The sequence below is a fragment of the Veillonella sp. 20925_1_51 genome (assembly GCF_041431445.1).
GTDB lineage: Bacteria > Bacillota > Negativicutes > Veillonellales > Veillonellaceae > Veillonella > Veillonella nakazawae.
Genome location: NZ_JAPVXT010000001.1, coordinates 24,423 through 46,419 on the forward strand (window position 1 = coordinate 24,423; position 21,997 = coordinate 46,419).

General features: G+C 37.7%; 19 protein-coding genes. 13 read left to right on the forward strand and 6 right to left on the reverse strand.

The window, feature by feature from the left end; translation table 11 throughout:
- Positions 1-151 precede the first annotated feature (151 nt).
- Positions 152-1,129 carry a 3D domain-containing protein gene (locus O3607_RS00115; protein ID WP_060924812.1) on the forward strand — a complete coding sequence of 326 codons (978 nt, stop codon included), beginning with the start codon at positions 152-154 and terminating at the stop codon, positions 1,127-1,129.
- A 157-nt stretch (positions 1,130-1,286) separates the two neighbouring features.
- On the opposite strand, the gene msrB is transcribed toward O3607_RS00115, so the two are convergent.
- The 3 genes from msrB to O3607_RS00130 form a co-directional block, all read right to left on the reverse strand.
- Entirely contained in the window at positions 1,287-2,225 is a 939-nt protein-coding gene (gene msrB / locus O3607_RS00120; protein WP_371443134.1) for a peptide-methionine (R)-S-oxide reductase MsrB, read from the reverse strand.
- Entirely contained in the window at positions 2,226-3,347 is a 1,122-nt protein-coding gene (locus tag O3607_RS00125; protein WP_295206588.1) for a 5-methyltetrahydropteroyltriglutamate--homocysteine S-methyltransferase, read from the reverse strand.
- 333 nt (positions 3,348-3,680) lie between these two features.
- Positions 3,681-4,619 carry a LysR family transcriptional regulator gene (locus O3607_RS00130; RefSeq protein WP_349224269.1) on the reverse strand — a complete coding sequence of 313 codons (939 nt, stop codon included), beginning with the start codon at positions 4,617-4,619 and terminating at the stop codon, positions 3,681-3,683.
- 104 nt (positions 4,620-4,723) lie between these two features.
- Here O3607_RS00130 and rnmV point away from each other — a divergent pair, with 104 nt between their 5' ends.
- Both rnmV and rsmA read left to right on the forward strand, forming a co-directional pair.
- Positions 4,724-5,251 (forward strand): ribonuclease M5, encoded by a 528-nt coding sequence (rnmV, locus tag O3607_RS00135; RefSeq protein ID WP_129822838.1) that lies wholly within the window; start codon positions 4,724-4,726, stop codon positions 5,249-5,251.
- Between the two features lie 13 nt (positions 5,252-5,264).
- Positions 5,265-6,119 carry a 16S rRNA (adenine(1518)-N(6)/adenine(1519)-N(6))-dimethyltransferase RsmA gene (rsmA, locus tag O3607_RS00140; RefSeq protein WP_349224270.1) on the forward strand — a complete coding sequence of 285 codons (855 nt, stop codon included), beginning with the start codon at positions 5,265-5,267 and terminating at the stop codon, positions 6,117-6,119.
- A 123-nt stretch (positions 6,120-6,242) separates the two neighbouring features.
- Here rsmA and O3607_RS00145 read toward each other — a convergent pair whose 3' ends face one another.
- Together O3607_RS00145 and O3607_RS00150 are read right to left on the reverse strand one after the other, a co-directional pair.
- Positions 6,243-7,490, reverse strand: a complete 1,248-nt coding sequence (locus tag O3607_RS00145) for a sodium/glutamate symporter (protein ID WP_287512736.1) — start codon at positions 7,488-7,490, stop codon at positions 6,243-6,245.
- Positions 7,491-7,944: 454 nt separating this feature from the next.
- Entirely contained in the window at positions 7,945-9,540 is a 1,596-nt protein-coding gene (locus O3607_RS00150; protein WP_349224271.1) for a peptide chain release factor 3, read from the reverse strand.
- 176 nt (positions 9,541-9,716) lie between these two features.
- Here O3607_RS00150 and O3607_RS00155 point away from each other — a divergent pair, with 176 nt between their 5' ends.
- The gene (locus O3607_RS00155) at positions 9,717-12,026 is read left to right on the forward strand and encodes a DNA topoisomerase 3 (protein ID WP_371443135.1); all 2,310 of its coding nucleotides are present in this window, start codon (positions 9,717-9,719) and stop codon (positions 12,024-12,026) included.
- Between the two features lie 38 nt (positions 12,027-12,064).
- Here the strand turns inward: O3607_RS00155 and O3607_RS00160 are convergent, their stop codons facing one another.
- Positions 12,065-13,363 carry a DEAD/DEAH box helicase gene (locus tag O3607_RS00160; protein ID WP_371443136.1) on the reverse strand — a complete coding sequence of 433 codons (1,299 nt, stop codon included), beginning with the start codon at positions 13,361-13,363 and terminating at the stop codon, positions 12,065-12,067.
- A 551-nt stretch (positions 13,364-13,914) separates the two neighbouring features.
- Between O3607_RS00160 and O3607_RS00165 the strand changes: the two genes are divergently transcribed.
- From O3607_RS00165 to scfA, 9 genes are all read left to right on the forward strand, one after another.
- Complete coding sequence (locus O3607_RS00165; RefSeq protein WP_287518812.1) at positions 13,915-14,148, forward strand: FeoA family protein; 234 nt, start codon at positions 13,915-13,917, stop codon at positions 14,146-14,148.
- Between the two features lie 9 nt (positions 14,149-14,157).
- Positions 14,158-16,530, forward strand: coding sequence for a ferrous iron transport protein B (feoB, locus tag O3607_RS00170; protein WP_371443137.1), 2,373 nt, complete (start codon positions 14,158-14,160; stop codon positions 16,528-16,530).
- A gap of 231 nt (positions 16,531-16,761) precedes the next feature.
- On the forward strand, positions 16,762-16,968 hold the full coding sequence (locus O3607_RS00175; protein ID WP_302858055.1) for a FeoB-associated Cys-rich membrane protein: 207 nt from the start codon (positions 16,762-16,764) through the stop codon (positions 16,966-16,968).
- 104 nt (positions 16,969-17,072) lie between these two features.
- Positions 17,073-17,333: a DUF6110 family protein gene (locus tag O3607_RS00180; protein WP_004697111.1), complete on the forward strand. Its 261-nt coding sequence runs from the start codon at positions 17,073-17,075 to the stop codon at positions 17,331-17,333.
- Between the two features lie 16 nt (positions 17,334-17,349).
- Positions 17,350-19,488 (forward strand): heavy metal translocating P-type ATPase, encoded by a 2,139-nt coding sequence (locus O3607_RS00185; protein ID WP_371443138.1) that lies wholly within the window; start codon positions 17,350-17,352, stop codon positions 19,486-19,488.
- Between the two features lie 115 nt (positions 19,489-19,603).
- A complete protein-coding gene (locus O3607_RS00190) occupies positions 19,604-20,008 on the forward strand; it encodes a hypothetical protein (protein WP_105088983.1) in 405 nt (134 codons plus the stop codon).
- The gene (locus O3607_RS00195; protein ID WP_213467014.1) at positions 20,001-20,843 is read left to right on the forward strand and encodes a hypothetical protein; all 843 of its coding nucleotides are present in this window, start codon (positions 20,001-20,003) and stop codon (positions 20,841-20,843) included. Before O3607_RS00190 ends, O3607_RS00195 begins: the two co-directional genes overlap by 8 nt.
- A gap of 49 nt (positions 20,844-20,892) precedes the next feature.
- On the forward strand, positions 20,893-21,681 hold the full coding sequence (locus tag O3607_RS00200) for an ECF transporter S component (protein ID WP_371443139.1): 789 nt from the start codon (positions 20,893-20,895) through the stop codon (positions 21,679-21,681).
- Positions 21,682-21,748: 67 nt separating this feature from the next.
- Positions 21,749-21,892 (forward strand): six-cysteine ranthipeptide SCIFF, encoded by a 144-nt coding sequence (gene scfA / locus O3607_RS00205; protein ID WP_004693318.1) that lies wholly within the window; start codon positions 21,749-21,751, stop codon positions 21,890-21,892.
- Positions 21,893-21,997 lie beyond the last annotated feature (105 nt).

The window sequence follows — 21,997 nt, forward strand, 5'->3', positions numbered from 1 at the left end:
CGCATACAGTGGACTTTTACAAAAAATATAGAAAATAAAATAACGTAAAACTCAGTATTTACAAGTACTTACGCACTATTGTTAACCTATAGCGTTTGACAGGTTATATCTATCTGTAGTAGAATAGTTACATTACAGGAGGGATTACAATATGAGAATTCATAAGACACACAAACGATATATTTCGTCTGTTGTTGCAGGATTGATTGTAACAGCTGTAACTATGACAGGTTTTTCTTATAATGATAAAACCGTAACCGTTATGGTAGATGGTGCAGCACACACTGTTAGAACACATTTAAATTCTAACGAAGGTATCGTACGCGATGCTGGGGTTAAATTAAATCCAAATGATAAAGTTATTTCCAGCTCAGCATCTGTTCAAAATGGTACAACATTAACTGTTGTACGTGCCATTCCAGTTTATGTAACTGTTAATGGTAAGACTAGAGCTGTTTTCACTACAGAAACAACTGCACAAGGCGTTGCTAATGAACTTGGTTTTAAAATGCCTAATTATGCTGTAGTAGGCGATGCAAATGGTTCTGTATTAAGTGGTACACATATTACAATTGCACAAGTAACAAGCCGCTCCTTGTCCACAGTAGATCAAGAAATTGCTATTCAAGTAATTCGACAAAAAGATGATACAATGGCACAAGGTGAAGAAGAGGTTGTTCAAGTTGGTCAACCTGGTTTAGAACGTGTACAACGTGAAACATTATATAGTAATGGTACGGTTATTAAGACAAATGACGTATCTAAAGTAACACAACGCGAAATGGTACCTACTATTATTAAAGAAGGTACTCGTGAAGTGACTACATCTCGTAATATAGCTGGTCGCTCATCTCGTGCTATTGTAATGGAAGCTTCTGCTTACCTTGCTGGCGATGGTGATGGCGCTGGTATTACAGCTACTGGTGTACCTGCAGTACGTGGTATTGCAGCTGTTGACCCAGATGTTATTCCATTAGGCACACGTTTATTTATTCCTGGTTACGGTGAAGCTATTGCAGCCGATACAGGCGGTGCTATTGTGGGTAATAAAATCGACCTTGTAATGGACTCTTATGGCGAGGCTATGGACTTTGGTCGCCAAGACGTTACAGTATACGTATTGGACTAATATAATAATTTAGAGGATATATCTAATAGATATATCCTCTTTTTATATGGTTTATATAGTTACCATCTACTTAGTAAATATGTATCATAATATATTATACTTAGTAAGCATTCATTATGTATACTAAAAGAACGCCTTATGATTAAGGCGTCCTTTTTTAGTCTTCAATATATGGAATTAGATATTCGTATTTTGTACCTTTTAATTCATCTTTAGGGATAAATCGTAAGGCAGATCCATTGATACAGTAGCGAAGTGATCCATTAGGTCCATCTTCAAATACATGGCCTAAATGAGCATTACCAATGCGGCTGCGCACTTCGATACGATTCATGCCATGAGAGTCATCTTGATAATATTTAATAACATCCTTCGCAAGTGGCTTTGTGAAACTTGGCCAACCACAGTGAGATTCAAATTTATGAGCAGAAACGAAGAGGGGCTCTCCTGTAGTAATATCTACATAAAGACCTGCTTTAAATTCATCAGTTAGATCATGACTGAAAGGTGCATCTGTAGCAGAGTTTTGTGTAACTTCAAACTCTTGCGGAGATAAAGCCTTGAGCTCTTCCTCAGAAGGCTTATTATAGGCGTTGTCATCTACAAGTGGTTCATCAGATAGGCCTAGTGGAATGTGACAATAGCCTGTAGGGTTTTTATCTAAGTAATCTTGGTGATATTCCTCTGCAGAGTAGTAGTTAGATAGAGGCAATACTTCAATAGCAAATGGCTTTCCTTCGAAGGATTGGGCACGAGCCAAGGTAATTTCAATAATAGTTTTGTCGGCTTTATCTATATAGTAAATACCAGTTCGATATTGAATACCTACGTCACCACCTTGTTTATTAACACTGAATGGATCAATGGCGCGTAAAAAGTATTGAATTAAGTGATCTAAGGAGAGTACATCCGCATCGTATGTAACTTTTAGAGCTTCCACGTGACCACTATCGTGACAGACATCTTCATAACTTGGATTTTCAGTAGGTCCATTAGCATAGCCTACTTCAGTGGAAATGACACCAGAGATTTTTTTGATATACCCTTGAAGGCCCCAGAAACAACCGCCTCCTAAATATATGGTGTGTTCATTCATTTAATCACCCCAAACTTCGTGAGCTATTTCTTTAACTAATGCAAGTTTAGCCCATTGTTGTTCTTCAGTCAATTGGTTACCAATTTCACAAGATGCAAAGCCACATTGAGGGGATAGGCAAAGTCTATCGAGTGGAATATATTTGGTAGCTTCTTTGATTCGTTCTTTGATAACTTCTTTATCTTCTAATTCTGGGCGTTTAGAAGTAATCAAGCCTAATACAACCTTTTTATTAGGGGACACTTCGCGCAATGGCTCAAAACCACCAGAGCGATCATCATCAAATTCTAGATAATATGCATCTACATTTTCTTTGGCGAATAGAATTGGTGCAACTGGTTCATAACCACCGCTAGCAGCCCAAGTAGAGTTGTAATTACCACGGCATACATGTGTAGTGAATGCTAAGTCATGAGGGCGCCCTTCGAGTGCCAAGTTATTTAAGCGTAGGTATTTAGCTGTTTCACCTTCGATAGTGACGCTTTTATCTTTTTGGCGACCAGTCCAGTATGCGTGGTCACAGCACATACCCCAAGTACAATCGTCAAATTGAATGTTGCGGCAACCTGCCTCGTAGAGGTCTTTAATTACTTGACGGTATGCAGCAGCAATGTCTTGAATTAATTCTTCTAAGTCAGGATAGAAGGAGCGTGTTGTAATGCCATTATCTTCGCGGAATAATTCAGCTAAGAATTGAGATGGAGCAGGGATCGTTTGACGTGCTGTAGTATGCTCATCTTCAAATTGTTTTACGAATTTGAAATGCTCTACAAATGGATGGTTAGTGCCTGTAATTTTACCAGTAAGGGCGAGGGAGCCAGGTGCTGTTTCTTGACCATGGAATTTATAACCGTGTTCAAGTTCAATTTCTTTTACGCCATTAAATCCCCACATGAAATCTAAGTGCCAGTATGCACGGCGGAATTCACCATCAGTAATAACAGGAAGGCCTGCAGCTTTTTGTTTTTGAATGAGGTCTGTAATGAGACGATCTTCTACAGCTGTTAGTTCTTCTCTAGTAATATTTCCTTTTGTAAAAGCTTCACGAGCTTCTTTTAATTCTGCTGGGCGTAGGAAAGAACCTACGATATCAAAATGGAATGGTGCTAATTGTTTGGACATAATTAAAATCCTCCTTATATAAACGGTAAAACCGATAAATTCGATAGGTTTATTATAACTAAGTCTGAACATATATAAAAATATCAATATATTAATGTTGTACATAGCTTTTAGTTATATCTGTGCATTATTTTATGGATTTAGTTATATCAAAATGTGATGTTAATTTATAGTATCTACGCTGTTGTACAGTACTGAATACTTTGAAACGGGTTAATTTATAGTGTTGAGTTTTATGCATATGCAAAAAAGCACTCCCTAATAGGAGTGCTTTTACTTGTAGTTAAACTATTATGTAGAGTCATTTAAACTATCATCAAATATAATACAATATTATCCCTTTATTTTAGGTAATTTAATGTGTCTACCATAGTTCCCTACATATTGTTCTAACGCTTGGATATATTCTTGACCTAAACGGCTACGATGCATTTTGTTATTTGTAATGTAACCGATATGCATTAAACCTTCCTCTGCAAGAGGTACAGAAATGATATTTTCACCGTTTACTTCCTCATCTATTACGCCACTAGATACGGTATATCCATCTAGACCAAGCAATAAACTGAAGAGGGATGCCCGATCGCGTACCCGAATATGTTTTGGACGGACAACGGTACTAAAAATCTCTTCAGAAAAATAGAAGGAATTGTGATCGCCTTGTTCAAAAGAAATATAAGGATAATTCTCAAGTTCATCCATAGACACTACATCCTTATTTGCTAATGGGTGGTTTTTGCCAATAAAAATATGAGGATGAGCAGTAAATAATTCTGTAAAGGTTAATTCATTAGTGTGAATTAATTTTTCTAATACAGGGCGATTAAAATCATTATAGAAGAGCAAACCGATTTCGCTCTTCATATGAGCTACGTCATCGATGATTTCATAGGTTTGTGTTTCTCGTAAGGATACATCATATTGATCAATGTCTGCACCTTTTAAAAGCTCTACAAAGGCATTTACTGCAAAGGAGTAATGTTGGGTAGAAACAGAAAATTGTTTTTTGCCACCGCTTTGGCTTTTGTATTGTTCTTCCAATAATGCAGCTTGTTCTAGTACTTGGCGTGCATAGCCGAGGAAACGTTCCCCTTCCTTAGAAACAGTAATCCCTTTATTGGTGCGGTCAAAAATGGTAATACCCATTTCCTTTTCCAATTCTTTAATGGCCTTTGTTAAGCTTGGTTGAGAAACGAAAAGTCTCTTAGCAGCCTCACTAATACTGCCTATATTTGCAATGGTTGTGACATACTTTAGTTGTTGTAAGGTCATAATGGCCTCCTTTTATATATTACACTACTTATACTACTCGATTATAAGTATTTAAGCAATGTTATATATGTGTTACAATGTACTAATAGAATAAAGGAGGACCTATGCTTAAACAAGTCATCGTGGTAGAAGGAAAATCTGATATACAACGTATTGCACAAGCTGTGGAAGCAGATTGCATTGCGACAGAGGGTTTCACACTCCGTAAAGGTGTTATTGATATGATTCGCGTAGCCTATGAAAAAAGAGGTATTATCATATTAACAGATCCTGATACAGCAGGGGAAAGAATTCGTCGTGTATTAACAAAAAAATTCCCTAATGCTCAGCATGCTTTTGTTCCTCGTGATGAAGCTTTTGCAAATGATGATATTGGTATAGAACAAGCATCGCCTGAATCCATTAGAAAGGCACTATCTACATTACATGTAGAATCGTTGGAATCATCCAACGAATTTTCTATGGTAGATCTAGTTCGTCATGGGTTATCAGGTATGCCTGATAGTGCTGCTCGCCGTGCGATTATTGGTGCCAAGTTAGGTATTGGTTATGGTAATGGCAAGCAGTTCTTATACCGCTTAAATCATTATGGTATAACTCGAGATGCTTTTGAAGAGGCTGTGAATAGTTAAAATAGGAGTTAAGATGTTAGAATCAGTAATTGCAAGCCCTGAGGTAGTGCATTATATATGTAAACGCTTCGATATTAAAATGAGCAAGAAATTAGGGCAGAACTTTCTTATTAAACGCGGTATTGTTGATGAAATAGTACATGCTGCAGAATTGACACCTGGTGAACCTGTACTAGAGGTAGGTCCTGGCATCGGTACATTGACACAGGGGTTAGCACAAAGTGGGGCAGATGTAACGGCCATTGAACTCGACAGACGTTTATTAGAGGTCTTAGACACTACTTTGGCCTCCTATGATAATGTACGTATTGTCCATGGGGATGTGTTGAAACTTGATGTACCATCCATCATGAATCATAAACCATTTAAGGTGGTTGCCAATTTACCGTACTATATTACAACACCTATTATTATGTCTCTATTGGAAAGTAAATTACCAATTGAGCGCCTCGTTGTAATGGTACAAAAGGAAGTTGCCTTGCGAATGGTAGCTAAGCCAGGTACAAAGGATTATGGTGCATTATCTGTAGCGGTACAATATTATACTGAACCGGATATTGTGCTTGATGTACCACCTAAATCCTTCTTGCCAGCTCCAGCTGTAACGAGTTCTGTCATTCGCTGCGTATTACGAGATAAACCACCGGTTGATGTGATTGATGAGAAATTATTCTTCCGGGTTGTGAAAGCTGGTTTTGCGCAACGACGTAAAACCTTTGCTAATACGATGAAGACAACGGGATTATCAAAAGATCGAATCGAAGAGCTGTTAGCAAAAGCAAATATCGATGGTCAACGAAGAGGGGAAACATTTACCCTTCAAGAATTTGCCGATGTAGCTAATGCGTGGGCTTCTTTAATTAAATAGTATAATGTAAAAAGAGCTTATTAGATTGATAATATCATTCTAATAAGCTCTTTTGTATTAATAAGCTCTTATTATGCTAATAAGTTTTTTGCATAAAAAAGGACCCGAATGGGTCCTTTTTGTTTAGTAAAGAATGCCAGCCATTGTTGTAATGAGGAAAGCATTTGCAAAGTCGATTAAGAATGCACCTACTAAGGAAACTACGAGCCATGCACGAGGGGATGGACCGTGTTTGCCCGCCAAGGACAACATGTTAACCAACGCATTTGGTGTAGCACCTAGACCGAAGCCGATAGCGCCCGCGCCAAGCATAACTGCATCGTAGTTGCGACCAAAAATAAAGTAGATAAGGTATGCAAATACACAGATAAGTGCCATTTGTGCAACTAAGATTGTAATAAGAGGTAATGCAAGATCAATCAATTGAACTAGTTTCAAGCTATTGATAGCCATTGTTACGAATAAGGATAATGCTACATTGGATACTGCATCGAGAGCTGCATCGTTGATTTTGTAAGCTTTTGTAAAATCACCAAAGTTACGAATTACAGCAGCACAAATCATTGCGCCGATGTACGCAGGTAGTGGAGTAAGGATGGATAAACCAGCACTTACGATAGTACCGATACCTAAAGCGAGACCAATCCACATACAGATTGTTAAAAGGTCTTGAGCATCGAATTGTTTGCCACCGCTTTCAACGCGATCTTCGATCATGTCGATGCCTTCATCTTCCATTAACTCAGGATTTTCGTATGGTGTTTTAACTTTGTGCATTTTAATAATGCGTTCGCCTACAGGAGCACCTAGGATTGTACCAGCAACCATACCGAATGTTGCTGCTGCAACTGCAGCAGATGCTGTACCAGGGATACCAAGTAATTGTTCGTAGTATGGACCGAAGGCACCAGCCGTACCAAGACCACCGATCATAGATACGGAGCCAGCCATAATACCGATGATTGGTTCAATGCCTAAAGCTTTAGCAATCATAATACCTGCAGTATTTTGAACAACAATCCACACTGCACAAGCTAGGAAGAAGAAGATAATGAAAATGCCGCCTTTTTTGAGGACTTTCAAGGAAGCCATTAAACCAATAGTGGTAAAGAAAGCGAGCATTAAGAATGTTTGTAGGGAGCCTTCAAAAGTAATGTTCAAAATCTTGTAGTAAGAAAGAATAGCAGTTAAAAATGCAAATGGCAAAGCCCCTACAGCTGGTGCAGGCATACACATACGTTGTAAGAACTTGGAATGTTTGTTAATCCAAGTACCAATGAATAACGTGATTACAGCAAGGCCTACAGTTTGGATCATGGACAGTTTTAAGGTCCATACATCGTTGACTAACGCTAAGTCAATAAGTGGCATAAAATCACTCCTTTAAAATAAAAAATAAAACTTATATTTTATGGTATCATGAATGGTCGAAAAAAACTATAGAATATATAAGGTATAATAATTATATATTATTTATTTTCAACACTCACAACAACATTAAAACCATTTAGTTATTATATACCTATAATTAGATATATATCTTTTTTAATACATTTATATTATATACAAAAATACGAGAAAGTAATAGTAAAAATCACTTCTTTACATAATCATACTATATGTATTCGACTAAATTCTGTGATATTCCTGCCTATTATAAAAAAATAAACTGGAATATATTTCTAATTTTTATATATTGAGAAATATATTCCAGTCTTGAGCTATAAAGTCTTTACATCTTATTATATGCTATTGTGATTTGAGCTTATACTACCATATATAATATAGCAACTCTCTTATCTAGAGAAGGGGATGAGCTTCCATACTATAGTTCGTGATGAAGTTTTGGAGTTGTTAAGAATGTAACATTAGGGTTACGTTCCTGAACCCAACCCATTTGCCACTCATTGGAAATGAGGACTACGGTGCGATCTCGATTATCCTTAACAATCATCGCATTATCTACCCCTTTTAAAGAAGCGATATCTACTTCACCATCGATCCAACGAGCAACACTGTATGGTAATGTATTATTTAATAAATCAACACCATATTCATTTTTTAAACGGTATTCCAGAACCTCGAATTGAAGCATACCTACAGCGCCGACTACGAAGGAATCAAGAGCACCTGGTTGTTCAAAGATTTGAACAGCGCCTTCTTGGGCTAATTGTGTCATCCCTTTTTGGAACTGCTTACGCTTCATAGTATCTTTTGGCGATACGCGAGCAAAGAACTCTGGTGGGAATACAGGGAAGTCACCAAAGGTTACCTTGTGTTTTTGAGCACACAGTGTATCACCTACACCCATTGTACCAGCGTCAAAGACACCGATAATATCTCCTGGATATGCATCCTCTACGATGGTACGTTCTGTAGCCAAAAACTGTTGAGGCTGAGATAGACGAATCGTTTTATTAGATTGACGATGCAATACGGACATGCCCTTTTCAAACTTACCAGAACAGATACGCATAAATACGATACGGTCATGGTGGTTAGGGTCCATATTCGCTTGGATTTTAAATACTAAAGCAGAGAAGTCTTCGCTTGTAGGTTGTACCATTTCTTCCACAGCTTGGCGCGGAGCAGGAGATGGAGCAAGTTCTAAGAATTTCTCTAAGAATGGTTTTACCCCAAAGTTAGTCATGGCAGAGCCGAAGAACATAGGAGTTAATTCACCAGCACGAACCTTGTCAAAATCGAATGGATCGCCTGCAACATCTAATAATTCAATATCATCAAGCAATGCTTGGTATACATCGTCGCCCAATAATTCTTTCATGCGAGGGTCAGTCAAAGCTCCTTTTTCAGAGGCTAACTTTTCTTGACCATGTGTTTCATCTTTTGCGAAAAGCTCGATAGTTTCATGTTCTCTATCGTATACGCCTTTGTATTCGCCGTTTATACCAATTGGCCAGTTCATAGGGCATGTACGAATGCCAAGAACATTTTCGATTTCTTCCATCAAATCAAATGGGCTACGACCGAAATGGTCAATTTTATTTACAAATGTAAAAATAGGAATACCGCGTTCTTTAGATACAGCAAATAGTTTTTTTGTTTGTGCTTCTACGCCTTTTGCTACGTCAATCAACATGACAGCACTATCTGCAGCCATTAAGGTACGATATGTATCTTCAGAAAAGTCCTGGTGACCAGGGGTGTCTAGGATATTGACGCGACAACCATCATAGTCAAATTGCAACACCGAACTTGTTACGGAGATACCACGTTGCTTTTCGATTTCCATCCAGTCAGATACGGCGTGTTTTGCTGTTTTACGAGATTTAACGGACCCTGCTAAGTGGATAGCACCACCGTATAAAAGTAATTTTTCTGTTAATGTAGTTTTACCCGCATCCGGGTGAGATATGATAGCAAACGTACGCCGACGTTGCACTTCTTCTAAAAATGTCATAGTTCACCTCTATTGTTTCGTTTGTGAAAGTCTTATTTTAATATATCATCTTCACACCATTCATATCTTTAAAATTATACATGATTTTGGTAGTTATGACCACTAAATTGTAGTATAATGAGATTTCAAAGAGCGGCTTGGGGAATAGCCGTTATTTTATGTTAAGGAGGGGGACCATGAGGTTATTTATTGCGGAAAAGCCATCCATGGCTCGCGAAATTAGTAAATGCTTGCCAGAAAACAAGAATATCCAAAAACGGAATGGCTATTTTATCCAAGGTGATGATGTGGTGACTTGGGTTGTAGGGCACGTATTACATCAAGCAGAACCTGGTGATTACGATGATAAATATATCCGCTGGCGCCCTCAAGATTTACCTATTGTGCCTGATGAGTGGAAATTACTCGTTACGGATAGTAGTCGTCAACAGTTTGAGACTGTAAAAGAATTAATCGGTAAAGCGGACATTATCGTCAACGCAGGTGACCCGGACAGGGAAGGTCAATTGTTGGTTGATGAGGTTTTATATTATGTAGGAAATACAAAACCTGTACAACGTATCTTGCTAAATGCATTGGACGAAAAATCTGTTCGTGCCGCATTAAATGATCTACGGGATAATAAAGACTTTCACAATCTATATCAATCTGCATTGGCTAGAGCACGTGCAGACTGGCTTATTGGCATGAATTTATCTCGTGCCTATACATTGTCTGAACGTTATAAAGGTAATAAAGTAACATTACCTATAGGCCGTGTTAAGACCCCTACATTAGCCCTTGTGGTACGCAGAGAACGAGAACTAGCCGCTTTTAAACCGGTAGATTATTTTACATTAAAGGTTTTATATAATCATCCAAACGGTGTGTTCTGGGCTACGTGGCAGCCTACAGACGATCAAAAGGGGCTTGACCCAGATGGACGCCTTATTAATAAAGCTATAGCCGATGAATTAGTAGAGCGCTTACAGGCTGGTCCAGATGGAGTTATCAAAGCTGTTACAAAATCTAAAAAGAAAGATGTACAGCGGTTACCATTGTCTCTATCATCTTTGCAGGTATTAGCTGGTAAAGCATTCTCCTATGATCCGCAAACTGTACTTGATACAGCACAGAAACTATATGAAAAGAAATTGACTACGTATCCTCGTTCTGATTGTGAATATTTACCACCAAATCAGTATGGTGACCGCAATGCAATTCTCAATAATTTACAGAATGCAGGGGATGAAAAATTAGCACAGTGGGCTACTGATGCAGACCGCTCAATTAAAAGCCGCGCTTGGAATGAAAAGAAGATTACAGCCCATCATGCTATAATTCCTACGACCGTAGCTTGTAATGTAAATAGCTTGTCCCGTGAGGAACGCAATATTTACTTCCTCATTAGTCAGGCCTATATTGCTCAATTTTATGGGGAGCACATTTATGAGCAAACTAAAATTGTAGTAGAGCAATGTAAGGAAGAGTTTGTTGCTAATGGTCGTGTAGTTATAGACGAAGGATGGAAGTTGCTTTATAAACGACAAAAGTCCAAATCGGTGACAGATAATGATGAACCTGATTTAACTGATGAACGTGGCGCAGAATCTGATTCTAAAAAAGAGGCTATTGAAGAAACGGATCATTTGCCGGCTGTTAAGAAAAATGATTCCGTTCTTTATACAGATTCCTCTGTAGAGGCAAAACAAACAAAACCACCATCTCGTTTTACACCATCTACATTATTACAAGCGATGAAGGAAATTCATAAATTTGTAAAAAACGAAGATTTGAAAAAACAGTTAAAGGCTGTATCTGGTATAGGTACAGAGGCGACTCGTGCTAATATTATTGACGAACTCATCAGTCGTGGTTTTATGAAAACTTCGGGGAAGAAGCAAGTTCTATCACCTACGGAAACAGGCTATCTTTTAGTAGATGCATTGCCTGATGAATTGTTGTATCCTGATGAAACGGCAGTTTGGGAAGAACGTTTGGCCCTCATGAGTGAAGGGGAGGATACGTTGGATTCCTTCTTGTCTGATCAAGTTAAGTTTTTACAGTTATTGATTGATAAGCTTGGCTTTGATAAACAGGTAAATTCTGGTCAAATGATGCCAAATGTAGTTCGCACGATAATGAATCAAAATCGTAAACGACCTATGGATAATGAAAATGTAGACTTATCTACTTTACCTATATGTCCGAAATGTAATAAGGGACATATGCAACAGCGTAATGGTAAATATGGTGCTTTTTTAGGCTGTACCAATTATCCAACTTGTAAACATACGCAACCAATCGATGGAGAGACTTCAACAGGTGAAAGTAATATCATTCTATCTGAAGAAGAAAAGAAATATAAATGCCCACGATGTAAAGAAGGTTATTTTGTTAAACAAGAGGCGAGAGGCCGTATTAACTGGGTTTGCAGTAATCGATCTCAATGTAAGACACAATGCTCTGATGTAAATGGCACGCCAAGTATTTATGCGAACAAATAAAAAGACGCGTACAGATTAATCTGTACGCGTCTTTAGTTTTATCTGCGTTTACCACGACGTCCAGTTTGAGACGTAGATGTGCGGCGTTGGCGTGTATTAGCACCTTTGTGGCCACGAGCTTTATGAGCTTTAGCCTTTGTAGATTGATAGGAACTTGTAATCTTAGTTTTGCCAGAAGATTTTGCACGTTTTGGCGCAGTACTTGCATTACCTTTAGTCTTAATTTGGCCATCTTTAGTGTATTTAGTAAGCGTTGCCTGGATGGCGCGCTCAATACGTCGTAGCCAAGATTCATCCTGTGGTGTGGCAAATGTAACAGCTACACCGGAATTACCTGCACGACCAGTACGGCCAATACGATGGATATAGTAATCTACGTCGCGTGGTACGTCGTAGTTATAAACATGTGTAATGCCTTCAATATCGATACCGCGAGCTGCAATATCTGTGGCTACTAAGATTTGTGTCTTAGCTTTTGCAAAATCGCGTAATATTTGAGTGCGGCGACCTTGTGTTAAATCGCCATGCATTTCAGCAATATTTAGGCCTGCAGCAGTTAACTCATAGGATAAGCGAACTGCACCTTCACGTTTATTACAGAAAACAATGGCCAAGAATGGATTGTCTTCTTCAATCATTTTGATGAGGCGTTCTGTTTTTTCCTCTGGATTCATCATGTATACACGTTGATCAATAGATTCTAATGTAACATGCTTACCTTCTGCTGTTACAGAGGCTGGTTTTGACATATAAGCTTTTGCAAGGTTTCTAATCTTATCTGGGATTGTTGCAGAGAATAGTAAAAGTTGTCTATTAGCATCTGTTTGGCTTATGAGATTTTCAATATCCGGTAAGAACCCCATGTGGAGCATTTGGTCGGCTTCATCGAGTACGACACGACGAATACAATCTAGGTGAAGTGAACCACGCTTAGCATGATCTAATAGACGGCCAGGCGTACCTAAGATAACTTGAGGGCGACGTCCTAATTGTTGTAGCTGTGCTTCAATCGTTTTGCCACCGATAAGAGGGAGGATATCCACATTTAAAATGGTACCTATTTCTTTTGCTTCGTCAGAAATTTGTTTTACTAGTTCTCGCGTAGGTGCAATGATAAGTACTTGCTCTTGATGAACATCTGTGTGCACCCGTTGAAGAATAGGTAATAAGAAGGCTAATGTTTTGCCTGTGCCTGTTTGAGCTTTTGCTATGACATCATTCCCTTTGAAAACTACAGGAATGGCTTGTTCTTGAATTGGAGTGGGCTCCTTGATACCTTGTTTTTGAAGGGCTTGAATGAGTTCATCGCAAACACCTAGAGATTTAAAAGATTTCATGGATCGTCCTTTCTATAATACATATTATATTAATTATACCTTATGCACCTAGTGGGGGCAAATAAATTGAAACTTTATATAAGGGGCTAATATTATATGACACTATGGTAGGCCTGTAAAGTTAATTTGAAATAATTAAAAGTGCTATTAATTGATAATAAATTGAGAAATGGCGATATATATGGATATTTATGAGAATAAAAAACATTAAAGTATTCATATTTAAATAAAATTTTAATGTTTAATTGAGAATGATTGAATTATTAATAATGATAATCTTAGTAGTGCTTCTTATTTGGTGGGGGTAATTATGATTTGCGATGGTTCATAAAAAGCTATACCCTATAAGGTTTATTTTGATTAATGATAAAATAATTCTCATATTTAATATGAGAAAAAAATATATATATGAGATAGAAAATCACCATAAAAATGATAATAATTGTTGAAATTATTGATTTCTTTGATATAATAATTTAAGATATTAATACGCATTATTATTTGGTGTGTTTAATATGAGGTTGTTAGGTACAATAATTAGGAGGTGTCGTATGGCTATCAAAAAGTTAAAAGACATGAAACCAGGTGAGTCTGGTCTTATTGTTGCACTACATGGCAGTGGCAATGTTAAGCATCGTCTAATTGACATGGGTCTTGTAAATGGTACAAAAATCCATGTTATGAAGTTTGCCCCTTTGGGGGATCCGGTGGAAATCAAAGTAAAAAACTTTGAATTAGCACTTCGTAATAGCGAAGCTGGCATGATTGATGTAGAGGTTCAATAGGAGGTTCACATGGCAGAAAATGGGCAAATTCGCATTGCCTTAGCAGGTAACCCTAACTGTGGTAAAACTACAATGTTTAACAATATCACAGGGGCGAAGCAACACGTTGGTAACTATGCTGGCGTTACAGTAGAAAAAAAGGAAGGCCATACGAATTTTGATGGCCATGAGTTATTGTTTATTGACTTACCAGGTACATATAGCTTAACTGCACGTTCCTTGGATGAGTTAGTAGCGCGTAATGTAATCGTAAATGATAACCCAGATGTTATTGTTAATGTTCTTGATGCATCTAACTTGGAACGTAACTTATATTTAGCTGCACAATTATTGGAACTTGAAAAGCCAATGGTTATTGCTCTAAACATGGCTGACGTTGCTGAAGAAATGGGCATCAAATACGACCTAAAAAAAATGGCAGAAATGACAGGGGCTACAATTGTTAGCACAGTAGGTCGTACAAACATTGGTACAAAAGACTTGTTAGAAGCAACAATTAGTGTAGCTGCTTCTCAAAAAGCTCCTGGTGTAACAATTAACTATGGTGATTTGTTAGAAGGCAAAATTAGTGAGCTTGTAGAATTGCTAAAACAAGCGGGCACTGTTACATATCCACTTCGTTGGATTGCTGTTAAGTTGTTAGAAAAAGATGCTGACGTTATTGGCAAAGTTATGCGCTTTGATAATACGGAAGCTGTTATTCAAAAGGCTGAAGCTATTCGTGAAGAAATTAAGGATCAAGTTGATCTTGATATTGTCTTCCAAGAATATCGTCACCGCTTTGCAGTAGAAGTATATAATACATGTTTAACACAAGCGCCAACTCAATTGGAAACACGCTCTGACCGTTATGACAAAATCTTAACGCATCGAATTTGGGGCTTACCAATCTTCATGGTTGTTATGTACTTATTGTTTGCGTTCGTTAACTTCGTTGGTGGTATTCCTCAAGGTTGGATCGAGGATGGTTTCGCTGCATTACAAGCTTATGCGGTTCAGACTATTCCAGAGGGCCAATTACAGTCACTCGTATCTGATGGTATTATTGCCGGCGTAGGTGCGGTACTTTCATTCTTACCATTAATTTTATTACTCTTCCTTGGCATTTCTTTCTTGGAAGATACTGGTTACATGGCTCGTGCAGCCTTCGTTATTGACCGTGTAATGCGCGCTTGTGGTTTGCATGGTAAATCCTTTATTCCGTTGCTTTTAGGTTTCGGTTGTTCCGTACCATCTGTAATGGGCGCTCGTATCCTTGATAACTATAAGGATCGAATGGTTACAATCTTGATTACACCATTCATGAGCTGTTCTGCTCGTTTACCGGTATATATCTTATTTGCAAATGCATTTTTCCCAAATGGTTGGGATAGTACATTTGTTGTATTTTCTGTATATTTCTTGGGCATTATTTTCGGTATTATCTTTGCAAAGATCTTCCGTAAGTTCTTATTTGCAGGTGAAGCTGAACCATTTGTAATGGAACTACCTCCATATCATTTACCTACATTGAAAGCTACTTGGATGCACATGTACGAACGTGCTAAATTGTACATCATTAAAGCTGGTACATTCATCATGGCTGCATCTATCTTGATTTGGTTCCTTACTGCGTACCCAATGGATGTAGAATACTCTAAAGACTATGATGCAATGAAAGAACAAGTTGCTCAAGAGTATGAAGTAAAAGATGCAGCTACATTAGCTCAATTCGGTATTGCTACAGATGACCAAAAAGATGCAGTTGATAAAATTGTTGAAGATATGAAATCTACTGTACAAGATGCTACTGATGCTGCTAAGCAAGCAGGAGAAGATGAACCTGAAGTAGCAGTAGAGGATGATTCTGAAGCACCTGAATTATTCAATGATATTAAAGATGAAAATAAAGACTTGTTCCCAGCAGCATGGGCAATGTATAAAAACAGTGCTAATTTAGATGCTGAAAATGACAAACTTGATAAAGAACAAGCTGCGGAAAAAATTGAACAATCCTATGCAGCATCCTTTGGTAAAGCCATCAACCCAGTGCTAGAACCATTGGGGTTTGATTGGAAAATGGGCCTATCATTAGTAGCTGGTTTGGCGGCTAAAGAGGTTGTTATCTCAACGTTAGGTACTGTTTATGCTGTTGGTGGTGATGATCAAAATCCAGCACCGTTGACTGATTACTTACAAAATGATCCTCATTTCACACCGTTAATCGGTTTAACAATGATGCTGTTCATCTTAATCTATCCACCATGTTTGGCAACATTAGCAGTTATCAAACGTGAAACTGGCTCTTGGAAATGGGTTGCGTTCATGTTCTTCTATGAAAACACATTTGCTTGGATTGCATGTTTCATCTTCTATAACATAGGTCGCGCATTAGGTTTCTAATCTAAAATCGCTAAATAGGAGAGTTTAGCCACTTTTAGATTCTTTGAACAAAAATGAATTAAAACATTGCGATTTTGTTATAAGTAATTTAAAAATAATACTTGATAATTATCAATATTCGTGGTTAAATGATAATGAGAAAAGGGAAATATCCTTTAGATATTGCTTTTATCTTGTTTATCACTAATACACATATTATAATTTAGTAGATATTGAGAAAGAGGCATAATAATGGATAATCTTGTTATAGGACTCATAGTTGTATTAGCATTAGCTTATATCGGTAATAAATTTTACAAACAAATGTCTGGTAAAGGTGGCTGCGGCTGTGGTGGCGGTGGCTCCAAGTCTAGCTCTAAAAAATCTTCTGGTTGCGGTGGTAGCTGCAGCTGTGATGGCTCCAATAAGGCACTAGGCATTAAACGTACCGCTAAGTAAGCTAGTACGAATTCTGAATTTGAATGAGGGGTCTCTATAATGGCTCCTCTTTTCAAATATAGTAATTAAATTTTTTATCATATTTAGTAGAAAGGAATATTATCATGTTCAACATCGATCAAAAAAATCTTAAAAACGCTAACTTATTCGCAGCAGGTCTTGCATTGGGTACTGTAGGTCTTAAAGTTTTAACTTCCAAAGACGCTAAAAAAGTATATGCTGGTATCGTAGCAGCTGGTCTTCGCGCTAAAGAAACTGTATTAGAAACAGCTGAAAAAGTACAAGCATCCGCATCTGATGTATTGGCAGAAGCTCAAGAAATCAACGAAGCACGCAACGAAGAAATCTTTGAAGAAAACAAATAATTAGAGGATTGCACATATGTTACAATTTTCTGTTGTACGAAAACTCAGAAATCGCTTGCATGTTAAGGTAACTGGCCATCGCTTTACAGAAGCTGAAGCAGCTTATATAGAGGATACATTGCTCCTTAATGATGCAATTGTAGATGTAACCTTCTACACTCGTAGCAGTCAAATCGCCATTAAACATAATGGCGATTCTGATGCTGTGCGTGATGCAGTGTTAGCTCTACGCGATTTAAACTTGTCCGAAGCACCTGCTTTGAACGAATATTCACCACGCTTGGTAAATAAAAAATACCGTGAAATGATGATCAACCGCACTGCACTTTACTTAGGTAAAAAAGCAGTGCTTCCTGCACCAATTGCGGCTGCATGGGCTTGGTTTGACGGTATTAAATTTATCGGTAAAGCGATTAAAACATTGTGGCAACGTAAGTTAACTGTCGAAGTACTTGATGGTGTAGCTATTGGTGCTGCTTTACTTCAAAAAGACTACCCTACAGCTGGCGCTGTTATGTACCTATTGGGTATTGGTGATATCTTAGAAGAATGGACTCACCGTAAATCTGTATTAAATCTCGCTCAAAGCATGTCCTTGAACGTAGATAAAGTATGGGTTTTAGTTGATGACATTGAAGTGAGCAAGCCAGTTAACGAAGTTGTGGCAGGTGATAAAATCATTATTCGCCAAGGCGAAGTGATTCCATTGGATGGTGTCGTTATCGATGGTGTTGTTCTTGTTAATGAAAGCTCCATGACTGGTGAACCAGAAGCGGTTCGTCGCGATCAAGACAGTTCTGTATATGCGGGTACTGTTGTTGAAGACGGTAAAGCTATTGTAGAAGTACGTAGCACATCCAAAACATCTCGTTACGAAAAAATCGTTAACCTCATTGAAGAGTCTGAACAAATGAAATCCGGTATGGAACAACAAGCATACCGCATGGCAGATAAATTAGTTCCAATTAGCTTTATTGGTGCTGGTTTAACATATTTGTTGACTCGAAATGTAATGAAAGCATTGTCTTTCGTTATGGTTGACTTCTCTTGTGCTCTAAAATTATCCATTCCATTGGCAGTACTTTCCGCTATGCAAGAAGCATCTAAACGCGGTATCACTGTTAAAGGTGGTAAGTTCTTAGAACAAATTGCACAAGCAGATATGATTGTGTTCGATAAAACTGGTACTCTTACAAAAGCAGAACCTGAGTTTGAACAAATCATCCCGTTCAACGGTCATGATGCAGATGAAATGTTGAAATTAGCTGCATGTATTGAGGAACATTTCCCTCACTCCATGGCAAAAGCAATTGTACGCGCTGCTAAGGATCATGACTTGCCTCACAAGGAAATGCACTCCGACGTAGAATACGTTGTAGCTCATGGTATTGCATCTAAAGTTGGTCGCTACCGTGTACGCATTGGTAGTGCTCACTACATCTTTGATGATGAAAAGACAAAAATTCCTGCAGATGAACAAGAAAAATTCAACAATTTACCAAATTCATCTTCCCATATTTACCTCGCTATTGGAGGTACACTAGCAGCGGTTATTTGTATTAAAGACCCTGTTCGTGAGGAAGCAAAACAAGTTATAGCTGATTTACACACTTTGGGTATTAAAAAGGTTGTCATGATGACTGGTGACTCCAAACGTAATGCACAACGTGTAGCTGACGAACTCGGCATCGATGAATTGCATGCTGAAGTATTGCCAGAAGATAAAGCGGCTTATGTAAAACAAGCAAAAGCTGAAGGCTATACTGTTATGATGGTAGGGGATGGTATTAACGATTCCCCAGCAATTTCTGAAGCACATGTTGGTATCGCTATGAATGAAGGCGCTCCAATTGCTCAAAAAATTGCAAATGTTACTATTTCTTCCGATCATCTACAAGCTCTTGTAGATTTACGCCGCATTTCTATGGCATTGATGAAACGCATCAAAGCAAATTACAATGGTATCGTTGGTTTCAATGGTGCCCTTGTAGGTGGTGGTGTACTCGGTATTATGCCGCCAAGCCAAACAGCATGGTTGCATAATCTATTCACATTGGGTATCGGCTTAGAAAGCATGACTCCATTGTTGAAAAAAGAAGAACCAAAGGAAACTGTTCCTACAATTGATGTAACAGCTGACTCTGTAGTAGCTTAATTAGAAGCCTCCATATAAGGTATTCATTTACCTGTATGGAGGTTTTTCTTTTTTGATGACATTTATCTATGATTATTGTAAAATACAAAGAGATTACATATCATAGGAGATCTATATGAACACATTAATGGATATTTGTAAAAGATCCGTTTATTTGAATCTATTTATCGTAGTAATTCCTATTATTGCATATATGATTCATAATGGATCAAGTGCTACCGTAGCACTTGTATGGTATTTACTTTTATCACTAATAATGCCTTTGGCATATTTATCGTTTAAAAGTAGTACCTTTGGAGATGGAAAATCGATTAGCCGTATTGCTTATGTTGTAAGTTGGATTATAATCCACGGCATTAGCTATAAAGGTATTTTTCTCGGTGTAGATTTATCGATGCTATGGAGCTGGCCTACAGCTGGCCGAGATGTAGCTTTTTTAGTAGCTATGTATATTGGTGTTACTATTAGCTTGATTTTTGCATATGGTCTTACTCGTTTAGTAGGAGGCCGTAATGAATAAGAATTTCTGGTTATTCACCGTCGTTTGTGCTTTATTTGTAAGTGCTGTAACGACAGTTCTTTCCTTGAGTGGCGCATTAGCATTACCAATATTAGTATTCCCTGTATTGTCTCTTGTAATACCTCTCATGGTACGAAGATTGAAGAATGCTAAATTTAATGACGATTTACCATTGAGTATGGGATATCATACGTATAGCTGGGCCTGGTGGACAGTATTTTCATTTCTTCATACGCCCTTTAGCTTTACTGCAGATAGTGGAATTGTAACAGCGTTGCTTCTTTTCGTGGTGTATTTTATAGTTCAAGTACTTATTGAACTTTGTGGGTTGCTAGCTACTAAGTTTTTCAATCGAAATCATCGATGGGGAATGGTAGATGAAGCACTCGATATAATTGGATATACTATTCCAATTCCATTCTTATATATTGGTTCGCTTCTCTATATTGATCTACAAGATCCAATGGTTTATTTCATGTATGCGTCATCTATGAATGTGAATATACTCTTTGCAGAATTGGTGTCATTACTTATATCCTTATTGGTATTCGTATTCTATTTATACCCAAGAGAAATAGCCTATAAAGGTATACGATTATTTCGTATTGTTTTAACTGCTGGTTTATGGCTCGCTATGAATGCCCATATTTTATATGGTGGTTATATTCCAGAGTTTATTTTATCTTTAGTTCCCACCGTTTTTCCAACGTATCAAGGTAATCCGCTAGTGTTTGTTACCCCAACTTTGTTAGAAGCTGGTATGACAGGTGTAGCAGTGATTATAGGTGCATTGGTAGAGCGTGGTATTATTTCACGACGCCGTGAACGTATTTAATTTCTAGTTTCGACTTATATCCGTAAGGAATGAGAACGAAGGAGGATCTATGAACAACAATGAACGTCCAGTGGATGATAACTCAACTGTATCAATCCAAGACAATGAAAAACTGAAGCAAGTTGAACGTAAAGAGCCAAAAAAGAAGAAGAGTGGCATTACGATTCGCGAATTAACAATTATTGGTCTATTAGCGGGGATTACTATTGCATTAGGTGTATCTGGCTATGGTATTATTCCATTAGGCCCGCTTAATGTAACTACTTTACATGTACCGACACTTATTGGTGCAATTGTAGAGGGGCCTAAAGTTGGTGCTTTTGTAGGGTTTATCTTTGGTTGCTATAGCTTGTGGCAAAATATTACAGCTCCAAATATTTTATCTCCACTATTTATTAATCCAATTATTTCTGTGCTACCACGTATTCTTTTTCCGGTATTAGCATATTTAGTATATTTACTATTATGGAAAGCACCGCAAGGTCCACGCATTATCGTGTCTGCGTTCATGGGTACCGTATTCCATACAATTATGGTTATGGGACTTATTTTCTTACTTTATGCAGATATGTTTGCTGTTAAAATGAATCTTAGTCCAGATCAAGTATTAGGGTCTATTGTATTCTTATCTGTTACACATGGTATTCCAGAAGCAGTTTTTGCTGCTGTTATCGTTACTCCAGTTGCATTGGCATTACGTAAGGTATTGCGTAAGGATACTCCTAAGAAAGAAAAAACTGATGCTGTTACAAACGATGCAACAACAGTAGGAGCGGATGCAAATAAAACTACAGAAGTTAATAAAATCAAATCTGTAGACGAAAACATAACTAAATAGTATTTTACAGGCTTTTCATAAATATGATAAAATAAATATCATTCGATAAGTATTGAGGAGGATAACCATGGCTAAACGTATTCGTACTATCAACACTGAATCCTTGCAAAAAACTGCTAAAACTGGCGGTTGTGGGGAATGTCAAACATCTTGCCAATCTGCTTGCAAAACAAGCTGCACAGTTGGTAACCAAGTTTGCAAACAAAAATAATAAAGAGGCTCGCTTAGCGGGCCTTTTTTATTTATGTGTATAATACATACTTTGTATGGTATATCTTTATGACTCTTTTCATAACGTTTAGCGTGGAAATGTGGT

Bases quoted from the DNA above. Each gene is read 5' to 3' on its own strand.
- O3607_RS00115 (WP_060924812.1), top strand. From the start codon at position 152: ATGAGAATTCATAAGACACACAAACGATATATTTCGTCTGTTGTTGCA.
- msrB (WP_371443134.1), bottom strand. From the start codon at position 2,225: ATGAATGAACACACCATATATTTAGGAGGCGGTTGTTTCTGGGGCCTT.
- O3607_RS00125 (WP_295206588.1), bottom strand. From the start codon at position 3,347: ATGTCCAAACAATTAGCACCATTCCATTTTGATATCGTAGGTTCTTTC.
- O3607_RS00130 (WP_349224269.1), bottom strand. From the start codon at position 4,619: ATGACCTTACAACAACTAAAGTATGTCACAACCATTGCAAATATAGGC.
- rnmV (WP_129822838.1), top strand. From the start codon at position 4,724: ATGCTTAAACAAGTCATCGTGGTAGAAGGAAAATCTGATATACAACGT.
- rsmA (WP_349224270.1), top strand. From the start codon at position 5,265: ATGTTAGAATCAGTAATTGCAAGCCCTGAGGTAGTGCATTATATATGT.
- O3607_RS00145 (WP_287512736.1), bottom strand. From the start codon at position 7,490: ATGCCACTTATTGACTTAGCGTTAGTCAACGATGTATGGACCTTAAAA.
- O3607_RS00150 (WP_349224271.1), bottom strand. From the start codon at position 9,540: ATGACATTTTTAGAAGAAGTGCAACGTCGGCGTACGTTTGCTATCATA.
- O3607_RS00155 (WP_371443135.1), top strand. From the start codon at position 9,717: ATGAGGTTATTTATTGCGGAAAAGCCATCCATGGCTCGCGAAATTAGT.
- O3607_RS00160 (WP_371443136.1), bottom strand. From the start codon at position 13,363: ATGAAATCTTTTAAATCTCTAGGTGTTTGCGATGAACTCATTCAAGCC.
- O3607_RS00165 (WP_287518812.1), top strand. From the start codon at position 13,915: ATGGCTATCAAAAAGTTAAAAGACATGAAACCAGGTGAGTCTGGTCTT.
- feoB (WP_371443137.1), top strand. From the start codon at position 14,158: ATGGCAGAAAATGGGCAAATTCGCATTGCCTTAGCAGGTAACCCTAAC.
- O3607_RS00175 (WP_302858055.1), top strand. From the start codon at position 16,762: ATGGATAATCTTGTTATAGGACTCATAGTTGTATTAGCATTAGCTTAT.
- O3607_RS00180 (WP_004697111.1), top strand. From the start codon at position 17,073: ATGTTCAACATCGATCAAAAAAATCTTAAAAACGCTAACTTATTCGCA.
- O3607_RS00185 (WP_371443138.1), top strand. From the start codon at position 17,350: ATGTTACAATTTTCTGTTGTACGAAAACTCAGAAATCGCTTGCATGTT.
- O3607_RS00190 (WP_105088983.1), top strand. From the start codon at position 19,604: ATGAACACATTAATGGATATTTGTAAAAGATCCGTTTATTTGAATCTA.
- O3607_RS00195 (WP_213467014.1), top strand. From the start codon at position 20,001: ATGAATAAGAATTTCTGGTTATTCACCGTCGTTTGTGCTTTATTTGTA.
- O3607_RS00200 (WP_371443139.1), top strand. From the start codon at position 20,893: ATGAACAACAATGAACGTCCAGTGGATGATAACTCAACTGTATCAATC.
- scfA (WP_004693318.1), top strand. From the start codon at position 21,749: ATGGCTAAACGTATTCGTACTATCAACACTGAATCCTTGCAAAAAACT.